14 protein-coding genes are annotated in these 12,504 nt (G+C 43.0%); 7 read left to right on the forward strand and 7 right to left on the reverse strand.

Annotated elements, in window-relative coordinates; all coding sequences use genetic code 11:
• Window positions 1-38: 38 nt before the first annotated feature.
• From ACED59_RS00560 to ACED59_RS00570, 3 genes are all read right to left on the reverse strand, one after another.
• Window positions 39-650 (reverse strand): trans-aconitate 2-methyltransferase, encoded by a 612-nt coding sequence (locus tag ACED59_RS00560; protein WP_017097051.1) that lies wholly within the window; start codon window positions 648-650, stop codon window positions 39-41.
• Window positions 651-695: 45 nt separating this feature from the next.
• Window positions 696-965, reverse strand: a complete 270-nt coding sequence (locus ACED59_RS00565; protein ID WP_017097052.1) for a hypothetical protein — start codon at window positions 963-965, stop codon at window positions 696-698.
• A gap of 339 nt (window positions 966-1,304) precedes the next feature.
• Complete coding sequence (locus ACED59_RS00570; protein WP_009845705.1) at window positions 1,305-2,513, reverse strand: NupC/NupG family nucleoside CNT transporter; 1,209 nt, start codon at window positions 2,511-2,513, stop codon at window positions 1,305-1,307.
• 611 nt (window positions 2,514-3,124) lie between these two features.
• On the opposite strand from ACED59_RS00570, the gene ACED59_RS00575 reads away from it, so the two are divergent.
• The 4 genes from ACED59_RS00575 (at window position 3,125) to ACED59_RS00590 (ending at window position 5,869) form a co-directional block, all read left to right on the forward strand.
• Complete coding sequence (locus ACED59_RS00575; RefSeq protein WP_009845706.1) at window positions 3,125-3,601, forward strand: hypothetical protein; 477 nt, start codon at window positions 3,125-3,127, stop codon at window positions 3,599-3,601.
• Between the two features lie 285 nt (window positions 3,602-3,886).
• Window positions 3,887-4,156 (forward strand): PTS sugar transporter subunit IIB, encoded by a 270-nt coding sequence (locus ACED59_RS00580; protein WP_009845707.1) that lies wholly within the window; start codon window positions 3,887-3,889, stop codon window positions 4,154-4,156.
• Between the two features lie 10 nt (window positions 4,157-4,166).
• Window positions 4,167-5,423, forward strand: a complete 1,257-nt coding sequence (locus ACED59_RS00585; RefSeq protein ID WP_009845708.1) for a PTS ascorbate transporter subunit IIC — start codon at window positions 4,167-4,169, stop codon at window positions 5,421-5,423.
• On the forward strand, window positions 5,420-5,869 hold the full coding sequence (locus tag ACED59_RS00590) for a PTS sugar transporter subunit IIA (RefSeq protein ID WP_009845709.1): 450 nt from the start codon (window positions 5,420-5,422) through the stop codon (window positions 5,867-5,869). Before ACED59_RS00585 ends, ACED59_RS00590 begins: the two co-directional genes overlap by 4 nt.
• 194 nt (window positions 5,870-6,063) lie before the next feature.
• Here ACED59_RS00590 and ACED59_RS00595 read toward each other — a convergent pair whose 3' ends face one another.
• The gene (locus ACED59_RS00595; RefSeq protein WP_017097057.1) at window positions 6,064-7,077 is read right to left on the reverse strand and encodes a succinylglutamate desuccinylase/aspartoacylase family protein; all 1,014 of its coding nucleotides are present in this window, start codon (window positions 7,075-7,077) and stop codon (window positions 6,064-6,066) included.
• Between the two features lie 376 nt (window positions 7,078-7,453).
• Here ACED59_RS00595 and ACED59_RS00600 point away from each other — a divergent pair, with 376 nt between their 5' ends.
• The 3 genes from ACED59_RS00600 (at window position 7,454) to ACED59_RS00610 (ending at window position 10,175) form a co-directional block, all read left to right on the forward strand.
• On the forward strand, window positions 7,454-8,443 hold the full coding sequence (locus ACED59_RS00600) for a porin (protein ID WP_029223821.1): 990 nt from the start codon (window positions 7,454-7,456) through the stop codon (window positions 8,441-8,443).
• Window positions 8,444-8,598: 155 nt separating this feature from the next.
• Window positions 8,599-9,489 (forward strand): DMT family transporter, encoded by an 891-nt coding sequence (locus ACED59_RS00605; RefSeq protein WP_017097059.1) that lies wholly within the window; start codon window positions 8,599-8,601, stop codon window positions 9,487-9,489.
• Between the two features lie 68 nt (window positions 9,490-9,557).
• Entirely contained in the window at window positions 9,558-10,175 is a 618-nt protein-coding gene (locus tag ACED59_RS00610; protein ID WP_012600280.1) for a glutaredoxin domain-containing protein, read from the forward strand.
• A 175-nt stretch (window positions 10,176-10,350) separates the two neighbouring features.
• On the opposite strand, the gene ACED59_RS00615 is transcribed toward ACED59_RS00610, so the two are convergent.
• The 3 genes from ACED59_RS00615 to ACED59_RS00625 all read right to left on the reverse strand — a co-directional run bounded on the left by ACED59_RS00615 (window position 10,351) and on the right by ACED59_RS00625 (window position 12,407).
• Window positions 10,351-10,485 carry a hypothetical protein gene (locus ACED59_RS00615; RefSeq protein ID WP_012600279.1) on the reverse strand — a complete coding sequence of 45 codons (135 nt, stop codon included), beginning with the start codon at window positions 10,483-10,485 and terminating at the stop codon, window positions 10,351-10,353.
• A 243-nt stretch (window positions 10,486-10,728) separates the two neighbouring features.
• Entirely contained in the window at window positions 10,729-11,079 is a 351-nt protein-coding gene (locus tag ACED59_RS00620) for a hypothetical protein (RefSeq protein WP_004731829.1), read from the reverse strand.
• A 122-nt stretch (window positions 11,080-11,201) separates the two neighbouring features.
• Entirely contained in the window at window positions 11,202-12,407 is a 1,206-nt protein-coding gene (locus ACED59_RS00625) for a multidrug effflux MFS transporter (protein ID WP_371704855.1), read from the reverse strand.
• Between the last annotated feature and the right edge of the window lie 97 nt (window positions 12,408-12,504).

A 12,504-nucleotide genomic window follows, 5' to 3' on the forward strand; every position in this document is an offset into this window, starting at 1 on the left:
CTTTTTTAACTCTTACCACACCAACACTTCATTCAGACTCAGGGTACGACTTTGTTCATCACTATCGTGAAATCCCCTTCTGCGTATCCTTCTATCAAGGAGACATCGTCACAGAGTGTTTTACAAAATCGATATACGCCTTGAGGGTGATAACTCATCAAGGTATTGCGTGAAGGATATTGGCTTGAATTGAGCAGATTAAAAATCACCGTCTGATTCGCTAGTCCAAACATGCGAGTAATCATGTTAGTCAGATAATCCGAGTCGCGAGAGATGTAATTCAATGAGCCACTGGCGATAACTACATCGTGTACCTCAAGGCTCATTTGGCTCATATCACCCGACAAAAACCGACAACGATCTTCTGTATAACTCTGCTTCGCCTTCTTTAAAAAGCCTGCGTGTTGGTCAACGCCCGTATAAGATTGAATGCGATAGATGCTGTCGAGCAGCTCAAACAGCTCGCCATAGCCACAACCTAAATCTAAAATACTCTTCTTTTCGAAATCAGCCGAACGAGCAATCACTTCAAAGCGACACAATTGGCTCTCTTCGCTGGTCCACCCTAAAGCTTTAGCCTTGTCGCCATTCGAGCGGTTAGCCTGTTTGCGATGATAGCGATACACTTTCCAACGATCGAGCCAGTGCATTCAAACAAATCTCACTTCAATGAACATAAGTACGCCTCAATAAACTTAGACGTCAGAATTTGAAGAAAAGAGCCCACCGATTTTATAACCGACCGCATAACAAACCACGGCGACAGTCACAAACACCAAAGCTGAAAAGACATAAGCCACCGATGCTGCGACGCCAGTGCCCCATACTACGCTAAACACCAAACCGAGATACGCTTCTTGCGGCCACTGATAGATAGGAAACTGAGTACCACCAGCAATAAGATAAACCATCGCAAACAAGCCAATGAAGGTAGCAATAAGACCGATGAGAGCGCGCATGTTCATAGAGAGACCCTTGATAAATTTGAGCTTGGTTGCCGTATTCTTAGTCGGAACGGAATATTCTTATTCGGAACCGAGTGTTCTTAATAGAAACCGGATTTTCTTAATTGAAGCCGAATGCTATTAATCGCAACCTAATGATATTCAAGTATATCGGATAAAACAGGCTTGCTCTATTACTCTTCCGAGTGAGCCTTATACACCGCATAGCAATAAAAGTGGTGGTTCAAAATCTGAATCAACTTAACGAGCAGGCACAAAAAAGCGGACACCCTTCTCACGTTAAATCCGCAAGAAAGGTGCCCGCTTCAACTGAATTTAGGCGCTTGAACTGAATCTCGCTTAAAGCAGGATGAAGATACCCGCTAAACACGCACTCATTAGGTTTGCAAGCGTACCAGCAGCGACTGCTTTCAAGCCTAAGTTTGCCACTTCAGCACGACGCTCTGGTGCCATAACACCGATTGAACCCAGCTGAATAGCAATAGAACCAATGTTAGCAAAACCACATAGAGCAAAAGTGACGATGACTTGGCTATGTTCAGATAACAGCGCTTTGTTCTCAACGAAGTCGATGAAAGCAACAAACTCGTTCATTACGATCTTCTGACCAATGTAAGAACCCGCCATCAATACTTCATCACTTGGGATACCGATCAGCCATGCTAGTGGTGAGAACAGGTAACCAAAGATAGCTTGCAGCGTAATACCGGCAAAACCGAACGTCTCACCTAAGCTTTCTAGGCCAGTGTTCACCATCGCAATTACACTCACGAATGCAATCAACATAGTACCGACAGCCACCGCGACTTTCATACCGTTCATCGCGCCGCTTGCCAGTGCATCGATCACGTTGCTTTGGTCAGCTTTATCGAGTTCGATATGGTCGTAGTCACTTGGTGTACTGCGCTCAGGAACGATAATCTTCGCCATTAACAGACTACCCGGAGCTGCCATGAAGCTTGCGGCGATAAGGTATTTAAGTTCAACACCTAAACCAGCATAACCACCAAGCACACTACCCGCTACCGACGCCATACCACCTGCCATTACAGCAAACAGTTCCGAACGAGTCATAGACTTTAAAAATGGACGAATAAGAAGAGGAGACTCACCCTGAGAAAGGAAGATATTACCTGTCGCTACCAAGGATTCAGCTTTACTGGTGCCCAGCAGTTTTTGCACCGCTCCACCCAAGATTTGAATCACTTTTTGCATGATGCCGAGGTAGTAAAGTGCAGAAATCAGAGCACTGAAGAAGATAATGATTGGAAGTACGCGTATCGCGAAAATGAAACCTTCAGTTGCAAGGTCGCCGAAAAGGAATGCGATACCAGCGTCTGCAAAACCAAGCAGGCTAGAAACGCCATTACTTAGGCTCGTTAGCGCCAATTGTCCCCATGGGAAATATAACACCAAAGCCGCGAAGCCGATTTGAAGTAATAGTGCACGAGAGACTGTTTTCCAGTTAATCGAAGAACGACTTTCAGATAGCAGGTACGCACAAGCAATCAGTGCAAGAACACCGACAAAACCAAATAGAATATTCATAATGTGTCCTAGTAATCCTTAAAGAGTGAACATGAGCCAAACGAATGACATCAAAGGAATAGGACAAAGAACCGCAAGCAAAACGCTACGCGATGAAGGAGCTAACAGGGTTAGCGAATGTAACAACGAGTTGTTCATGTAAAAATCACCTTATACAAGCAGTGGAACGTAGCTGGTCCGGTCCGTGGGGTCATTCACATATCCATGTGACGGCTTGTATTGGCTAAGCACCGGCTTAAAACCGGAAAAGAAGTATAAACAGTTAAGTGAGACTTTCATCACATTTTTCAACGCAAACGATCGCGCGGTCAAGGATTAAACAAAACGCAGTGTTTATCGTCATTTTCGTTCTTCAAAAACTGTAAACAATCTGTATAAGGTTGAATTTGGAATGTTAAGTCCTTAAGCGTATGAGCGTAACCTCTCGGTTAATTCTGTGTGATTATTACCACTTTTCTGTGTTCTCCCTCATTTACTATGACTTCAAGATTCATCTTAAGTTTAGATGCGTATATACTTTGCATTATCTCACCCATTCATTATCTATAAAACGAGAAGAGCTGATTAGATATAACAGCCATTGAGACTAAGAGAGGAAACACGTGAAGAAAATGGAAGCTCCGCACGACATGAACAATGGAGCTAGATTCAAAACAAATAGACACGGCTATGTGACAGTAGTTGAGTATTATAATACCTATACCGTTATTGTTGCGTTTGAAAACACCGGAAATATCCGCGCTATCAGTGCGGCGAAATTACGTACAGGTCAGTTAACCGATCGCTCTGTCGCACCTGAATCAATTATGATTGGTGAAAAGGTTGAATCCGTTAAGCATGGAATATTAACGATTACCCAAGTTGAATCTGAAAATATTGTGGTTCTGACCAATATCAATAATGAAGAAATTAGAATGTTATTGCCTGCCGTACAGAAAATGAAAGATAAAACCGAAGAAATAGATGGTGAAAATGTTACCTCGCCAAAACCGACTTCTCTTAGCCAACTAACTAAAAGAAATAAAAAGACCAAAGACGTTAATAGCATGCTTAAGAAAATGCTTACCGACTACGGTCGATACGATTAATTCTCTATTTTCTTCAACAGACCCTCTATATATTTACATTCCAATAGACAAATACATTCCCCCCCAACCTTTCTCAATAGATACGTTGCATATTCGTGTGAAAAGTTAAATTTGATCAAAGTCTCACTCTGGATTTTTACCACACACAAGCGAGACCTCCGTCACAATCTCATTTTAGCTTTGTGATGGAGATCTTATTGAAATCTCAATATTTCCATTACTATGCTCCCACACAATAAGAGAACGCAGTTTCTCAACCCCTAAAATCCAATTGAGACAAATATTATGAAAAAGATTCTTGTAGTTTGCGGTAACGGCCTTGGTACTTCACTAATGATGGAAATGGCAGTGAAAGAAGTGGCTAAAAAAATCGGTTTCGAAGCGGAAGTTGATCACGAAGATCTGTCATCAGCTGCATCAAGCAACGCGGATATTTGGGTAGCAGCAACAGACGTTGCAAACCAACTGAAAGAAGGCGGAAAAGAGAACATAATCAGCCTTAAAAATATTTTTGACAAAGCATCAATCGAAGAACAACTAAAAACTTTCATGTAAGGTCAAAATTATGCAGAACTTTTTCGAATTCATGCTCGGCTTATTAAAAGAGCCAGCAATCATGGTAGGCTTAATTGCTTTCATTGGCCTTGTTGCACAGAAAGCTGATATTTCCACCATTCTAAAAGGCACAATTAAAACCGTAATGGGTTTCCTAATTTTAGGTTTTGGTGCTGGCGCTCTTGTTGGCGCACTAAATAACTTCTCAGTTGTATTTACTGAAGCATTCGGCGTAAGTGGTGTTATTCCAAATAACGAAGCAATTGTTGCATTAGCACAAGAAGCATTCGGTTATGAAATGGCTCTAATTATGTTCTTCGCATTCGTTGTGAATATTTTATTGGCTCGTATTACTCCTTTAAAATATATTTTCTTAACGGGTCACCACACAATGTTCATGTCTATGCTAGTAGCGGTAATTCTGTCTACAGCAAACATTGAAGGCACAGTTCTAGTCGCAATCGGCTCTATCATTGTGGGTACATTAATGGTTGTGATGCCAGCGCTAGGCCAAAAGTACACTGAAAAAGTGATGGGTACTGATCAACTGGCTATTGGTCACTTCTCGACACTGTCTTACATCGTGTCTGGCTTCATTGGTAGCAAATTCGGTGACACATCAAAATCAACAGAAGACATCCAAGTTCCTAAAAGCTTAATGTTCCTGCGTGATACGCCAGTAGCCGTAGCAACAACAATGGCTATCTTCTTCATGCTTGCGTCTATTATTGCGGGCGGCGAGTTTGTAGAAACAGTATCAAGCGGTCAAAACTGGGTTGTATTTACCTTCATGCAATCTCTAATCTTTGCTGGTGGTGTTTACATCGTATTGCAAGGTGTGAAGATGCTAATTGCTGAAATCGTTCCTGCATTTAAAGGTATCTCTGACAAACTAGTACCAGGTGCAAAACCTGCTCTAGACTGCCCTATGGTATTCCCAGTAGCACCAAACGCGGTACTAATCGGTTTCCTTTGTTCTTTCGCGGCTGGTCTACTAGCAATGGCAGTTCAAGGTGCACTTGGTTGGACAATCATTGTAGCGGGTGTGGTTCCACACTTCTTCGTAGGTGGTGCGGCAGGTGTTTACGGTAACGCGACTGGCGGTCTACGTGGTGCAATTCTAGGTTCATTCACGCAAGGTCTGTGTATCTCTTTCCTACCAATGCTACTACTTCCAGTACTAGGTGGTCTTGGGCTTGAAGCGACAACATTTGCTGACTTCGACTTCGGTGTTGTTGGTCTGATTCTAGGATGGATTGTTTCATGAGCCTATTCGATTTAATCGGTAATCAAGGCGTTATCATCAACTCTGAAGAGAACCTAACGGTTGATGCTGCGATTGATTTAACCTGTTCAACACTGTTAGCAAGCAAGAAAATTGAAGCAAGCTATGTTGAAGCTATCAAGCAAAAGCACAAAGACATCGGCGCGTACTATGTTCTAGCACCAAAGATTGCGATGCCTCATGCTCGTCCTGAAGATGGTGTGAACGAAGCATCACTGCAGGTGACAGTATTCAAAAAGGGTGTTGATTTAGAGTCGGAAGACAACGGTGACGTTTACCTTTCAATCACTCTGGCAGCGATGGACTCAGATAGCCATATCCATACTATTATGGCGCTATCAGAGTTGTTCCAAAATGATGATGACATTGATGCCATTATCGCAGCGGAAACAGAGCAAGAGATCATCGAGATCTTAAAGCGATACTAGTTACGCTAAAACTGTTACTCCAGAGAAAAGCTATCAGACCGAGCCCTGCTCGGTCTTTTTTTACGCGTTTCAAATGACGATGCACCAGATGAACAAAGAGACACCCGCCAAAGAGTTTTTCAACTCAGTACTTACCAATTAAGAGCTTTTCAACTCAGAACTTACCAACTGCGAGCATCTCACCTAAAAGCAGCTCAACTCAATAATCGACAGACAAGAGCCCCTGGCTCCCTTAATGCATCCACGTTATAGCTAAGTACACGTCCGGCAGACGGCGCATGATAACGACGACATTCGTTACCAAAAGCGTCGTATTGAATCGCCAAAAGATCATCTTGCTCTACGCTTTGTAAAAGCTCGACCTGAGGCAACACAAATCCACCAATATCAGCGCGGATAGACACCACATTATTGCCCTCTATCCAATCTATACTTGGCAGTGGCTTTTTGTCTCGTAAACCTTCAGCATCAAGCATCTCGTAGTAAGAAAGAATATTAAAAACACCATCTACGGCTCGTTGAATCATGTCAGGTTGAGTAAATTTCCCCATCCCGACTTCCACTGTAATGCTCGGAATTCCACTTCGATTCCAGACCGTTTCAAGAATACCCGGATCGCCGGGATCATTAAGAACACAATCGGGCTGCATTAACCTCGCCATCTCTAAACATTGCTCTACTCGGTAATCAGAAAACACATAAAGTGGATACACGGCACCACGAGTTTGGGTATGCAGATCAACAGCAAATGTCGCGTTGTGTTTGAGTAAGCGATCCCACAGAGATGCGACGAATCGCTGCGCGGCTAAGCCGTGTGCATCACCAGGAAAGAGTCGATTAAGGTTGGCAGGGCAAGAGCCCGGATCCGAAGAGATAAAATCGCGGCTGTGGTTAAGCAAGCCAGACAAATTCACAGTTGGTACAACTGTCACCGTGCCTTTTAATGTTTTGCCTACTAAATCTCGGATAATTTGCTGAGCAGCCAACACACCGTTTAGCTCATCACCGTGAATCCCGGCAGTGATCATCAACTTCGGGCCGTCTTGACTGCCTTTGAAAACAGAAACCGGCATGTTTTTAGGTTGCCCTAACCCATCACTGGTTACTTGAAACCAAAACTGATGCTCTCCAATCGGTAAGTCTTCAACATTTAAGGCGCCAATAACCTGCCTACCTTGTAAAACATCGCCTAAGTACTCTGTTTTCATCCAACGTCTCCATCTTGTTGAGCAAAATTTATTCTTTTCTAAGTTTTGGCATCATAGAGGATATCTTAATCAGTACAAACAGTTAATAAGATGAAGAAGCTCTAACCTCACCATAAGGTTCACTCATATCATTATCACCTCACCCAAATAGAAACTTGAAAAAGTAACCGAATAAGGAAATACGAGTGGTATACCCATTCACAAACCACTCAGGTTCCTGAAATAAAAGTGCAATAAAATCAACACTTAAAAAGTTCCCTATTCACGAAAATGTAATTTTACAGAAATGAAAGCTTAATTTAGCTGCTCTAGATTAGTTTCATATCGAAACGGAGAGCGCATTGCTCACGGATTTTAAAATACAAGGTAAGTGATTATGAAAAAGGCAGTTCTAGCTTCTGCAGTGGTAGCGGCACTAGTTTCAGGTTCATCGTTAGCAGCAACGGTTTACAGCTCTGATGGTACAGAACTTAAAATTGGCGGTCGTGCAGAATTCCGTGGTGATTTCATTGGTTCCGGTGGTGCTGAAGTTGAAGGTTCAATGAAAGATAAAACTCGTTTCCGTTTAAACCTTGGTGGTAAAACAGAACTTACAGATACTGCAACGGCATTCGGTTTCTACGAAGCTGAGCAAGACACAGGTTCTGATAAGTTTGAAAACCGTTACATGTACGCAGGTGTTGATTTTGACGGTCAAGCCATTTCTGTCGGTCGCCAAGATATGGCTTCAGTTATCGTATCTGACTTTACGGATATCACTGAGTTTTCTGGTGTGCAGCAAGCATTCGGTGCAGCTTCTGATAAAGAAGATGGCGTATTTGCGTACCGTGGCGGTTTTGATGCTCTGCAACTAGAAGCCACTTACCAAACCAACAGCAAAAAAGACTCTGACGGCTACGGCATTTCTGGTGTTTACTCACTGCCAATGGGCTTAGATCTTGGCCTAGCCTACTCAGGTGAAGACCTAGGGGAAAATAAAGGTAGCGCAGACCAAATCCTTGCCGGCCTAGCGTATTCTCTAGACAACCTGTACTTAGCTGCGACTTATTCAACAGGCGACCTAGATGATAAAGCGACAGGTACCGATGCTAAGTCATTCACTGCTATGGAGTTTGCAGCGCAATACAAATTCACCAAGCAAGTATCTGCTGCAGTCGTATATACTTACCAGGAAGATGAAATCAACAGCGGAGCAAAAGTAGACGCTGTCGACGGTATTGAATTAGCCGGTTACTACAAACTAAACAGCAATTTCCGCACATACCTTTCTTACTACGTTAACGGTTTAGACGAAGTTAAAAATGCAAAAGGTATCGTGACAGCTGGTGAAGACACACTTCGCCTAGGTGTCCGCTACGATTTCTAATCTAAATCGACTTTAGATAGAGACTAGAAAGGTTGGGCGGTTGCTCAACCTTTTTTCATATTCAAATATTCTGACCAACTTCATCAATGCTTTTTCTGGTTAAGTGGTGCTAAATCCGTATCATAGGTGAACCACATCAAATAATTAGAAGCATCATGTCACAACACCATCCGATCCAAGGCGCTAGCTGGATGCTAACCGCAGGCCTAGCCTTTGCCGTTATTAATAGCCTAACTCAAGTCGCTAGCATTCATTTCGGACTTACTTCTACCACCGTTGCCGTCATTCAATACGCCATCGCGTTGTTCGCTATTCTTCCTTATCTGAAAACGCTGGGCATTCGCCGCGCGCTAAAAACCGACAACCTAAAGTTGCACGTATTCCGTGTCTTCTTGTCTGTTATTGGTATTCAACTTTGGATATGGGCATTGGCTTACCCAGTACCTATTTGGCAAGGCATTGCCCTTCTCATGACGTCGCCATTGTTTGCAACCATAGGCTCAGGACTTTTCCTCAAAGAGAAAGTTGGGGCAGCTCGCTGGGGCGCGACCTTAGCCGGCTTCGCTGGTGCTATGGTGATTCTAGAGCCGTGGGCAGAAGACTTTAACTGGGCAACACTGCTACCGGTTGGCGCCGCTTTCTTCTGGGCATGCTACTCACTCATGGTGAAAAAACTCTCTTCGCAAGACAGTCCTTCAACCATGGTGGTGTACTTGCTGCTATTAATCACACCATTTAACATCCTGCTTGCCGCGCCAGATTGGCAGACTCCAAGCGGCGGTACAATTTGGGCTATCTTGATTGTTATCGGTGTTATGACGGCACTCGCTCAATGGGCAATTGTAAAAGCCTATTCTGTTGCTGATGCTTCGTTTGTGCAACCTTTTGACCACGCGAAATTACCGTTAAATGTTCTAGCGGGTTGGATTGTATTTAGTTGGGTTCCACCGGGTCGTTTATGGCTAGGGGCTGCTATTATTATTGCGTCAGTAGCATTTATTACCCATTGGGAAACGAAAAAACCGGCGAAAATAAAGAAAGTTTAGGATCGATGAAATAAATAGTTCGACTGTCCGTTCTATATGGATAAGAGAATTCAAACGAGGCCGTAAGCATGAAGAAACCAGTCAAGATTACACTATACCGTTGGGCAGGCAGCTGGGGTCCATTTAAAGTTAACATCCCATGTGGAGAATGCACCCTTACCAAAGACATTCTTAAGGATACTTTTGAGAATGAGTTATCAGATGTCGATGTTGAACTGGAAGTGAAAGATTGGTTATCTCACTGGTGGGAGCCGCTAAAACTGGGTTCTTGGCATGCTCCTATTCTTGTTGTTGAAGGCAAGGTCGTCAGCCAAGGTGAAGCGCTTAATCGCGGTGTTTTGGTTCAATCTGTAATTAAAGAATGGACCAAACGAGACAGCCTAAAAGGCAACATTGTTTACGGAAAAGCGACCTGCCCGTTCTGCGTTAAGGCCAAGAAAATGCTTGATGAAGCGGGTGTTGAATACCAATACCACGATGTCGTAAAAGACAGCGCAGCTTTGTATCGTATGATTCCAGAGGTAAAAGCGCACATTGGTGAGAAAACACCAGTAACAGTTCCTCAGATTTGGCTTGATGGTAAATACATTGGTGGAGCTGACAACTTAGAAGCGTGGATGAAAGAGAACGGTTTAGATACCATCCCGAATAATGTTGTCGACCTATCCAACCAATCAACAGGCTGAATTCAGTAACAGTCATTAGTCAGAAGCTTTATCCGTGTTTTTTGTGTCCATCCACAACAAAACGAGCGATGACCTTCATTAATCGCTAAAACGCAAAAGGCCTTAAACTGAACTAATCCCAATAGTTGGACACCAGTAAGTTTAAGGCCTTTTTAAAATCCGTTTTTGAAAATGCTTATTTCGCCATTTTCTTCATCATTCGCTTAATGAATGATGCTTTTTTGGGCTTTGGCTTGCCATACAATGCTTCGTGCATCATGTTTTTTGCTACCATTTGACCAAGGTATGCGTGGCCTAGTTCGTAATTCATGCTTATCTCCGCACATAATCGATTTTCTTATGCGCGGATTCTACACTTAAAGCGCTCAAAAACAAGATCTAAATCACACTTTCAATGTAATCTCACCATTGAGTTACAATTAAAATTTTCATTTAAACATCCATAAAAAAAGCAGCTCAAGAGAGCTGCTTTAAAAATAGTTTTTTAGAAACCTAATTGCTTAGAAATCAACTTACATGAAAAAATAGCCTATAAAACAAACAGTCAAGAAAACTAGCTACGCTTTGGCTGTCTGTAAGTTTTACCTGCAATTTGGTATGTGTCTTTTTGCTTTAATTCGAACATAGTTTCAAAGAACCAAGCTGCAAATTTGATTAAGTCATCGCCTTCATTCATCACGTGTTCGATGTACTCTTGCTCTTCGCCTTGTTCATTTTCTTGAAGCGTCACGTGGTAAATACGCTTTTCGCCTTCAACTTCAGCTAGCGCAAATTGACCTGTTAGTGATCCAGCAGCCTCAGCGACTTCTGTATCCTCATTGGATTTCAATAACTCAAGTGCTTGAGGCAGGCCATCTAGTGCGCAAATAGCTTTTACCAGTACTTCAAATTCATTTTGCTGCATGTTTATTACCTATTAAATGGACGCTGGTATTGTAGAAAACCATCCATACAAATACAACGTATTAACGACTGTATGCTGAACTATAGCGAGCTAGCTGTTTAACTGGTCTGTATTTCAGCTGCTTAACTGTACTCAACTTCGGTAGCTGTGGCTTTCTTATTCATTCTCGTTGAAGACCAAAGTACTGTAGCCATACAAGCGCCAATAATCAGATAAAACACGCCGAGCTGTAGGTGAGTCGTCACCCAACTCTCGACTAGATATCCACCAAGTAAACCCGCCAAACACATCTGAATTGAACCTGACAGTGCCGACACCGCGCCCGCTTTCTTCTTATGAGGTTCTAACAACATACTGATCGATAGAGGGAACGAGATACCTTGCGCTATCGCCAACCAAGTAAACGCCCAAACTAAGTTAAAGATGGATAACTCATGAGTAAGAAGCCAAGTTCCCGACGCCAAGATAATCAAGATAGCTATGCTCATCAATTGCGGAGTGCTAAACCTACGATTGAGCAAGTTCAAAGCCACGCTACCAATCAGTAAGCCAGCCGAAGGGACTATCATCAACGATCCGTATTCAGCGGCTGTCAGCCCCAATTGCTCTTGCATTAAGAATGGAAACAGTGATAGCGACACCAAACTCGCCATGTAACTCATCCAATTATAACTGGCACTGGTCAACACTTGGCGATTCGTCAACAAACGGCCATAGTTCTTGACCACTTGACTGACTTCAAAGCGGCTCTTTCCGTATGGTAAAGTTTCATGAAGAACAAAGTAGCCGAGAGTGAATATCGCCAGTAAATACACAAGAACAAACAGGAACACCGCCTGCCAACCGAGGTGGAATGAGATCCAACCACCAAACACGGGCGCAATAATCGGCATGATCGAAGCGGTGACCGAAATATAAGACAGCGCTTTGGTCAGTTGAAGGCCATCATAGCTGTCGCGCAGCACACTTCGCCCAAGAACCGAGGCACTACCCGCCCCTAGACCTTGCAACAAGCGACCAACCTCTAACGCCGTCATGTTGTCGGAAAAAACAACACAAACAACAGTACCAATCAAATAAACACCCTGACCTAACAAGAAGATAGGTCTTCTCCCCACGGCATCGGACATCGGCCCATAAAATAGCTGAGACAAGCCAAAACCCACAAGAAACAGCGTAACGAGCAGCTGTACATCTACCTGAGTCGCACTTAAGTCTGAAGCAATTAGCGGCAACGATGGTAAATAGATACTCACCCCTACCTGTCCTGTAGCTATGATCATCATGGCTAAGAGTAGCGGTGTTTTTTTAAAGGTCGATTGGCTCAAAAAATTCCCTATTCGTTTGTTATTTGTTCATCAGATGAGTTTACATTCAAAACCAATAATTGATAATTAGCTAAATTGGAATTTAATTAAGTCCCAA

The sequence above is a fragment of the Vibrio sp. FF266 genome, from assembly GCF_041439695.1.
Classification (GTDB): Bacteria; Pseudomonadota; Gammaproteobacteria; order Enterobacterales; family Vibrionaceae; genus Vibrio; species Vibrio tasmaniensis_A.